This window comes from Citrobacter sp. TBCS-14 (assembly GCF_005280805.1).
GTDB lineage: Bacteria > Pseudomonadota > Gammaproteobacteria > Enterobacterales > Enterobacteriaceae > Citrobacter > Citrobacter gillenii.
In genome coordinates, this window is record NZ_SZWM01000102.1 from 1 (window position 1) to 212 (window position 212).

Here is a 212-nt window from a genome sequence, read left to right on the forward strand (position 1 = left end):
AGCGATTTTCAAATAAACGTATTGTGCGAGTAAAAACCGAAATCGTCATAAAGTCGCCCATTCAGTTTCTTGAAAAGGTCGAAAAATCATTAGTTAACACCAACCAGTAGCGATCCTCATTCTGGAGGGATTTCACATGAGTGAAAATAAAATTCCGCTATCTCAGGAAATAAAGAGACATTTATTAACGGGAATTTCGTGGATGATCCCGT

1 pseudogene is annotated in these 212 nt (G+C 37.7%); it reads left to right on the forward strand.

The annotated features are described in order from the left end of the window. Positions 1-110: pseudogene (locus tag FDX22_RS00565) on the forward strand (PTS fructose transporter subunit IIB); the annotation flags it as partial. Positions 111-212: the final 102 nt, after the last annotated feature.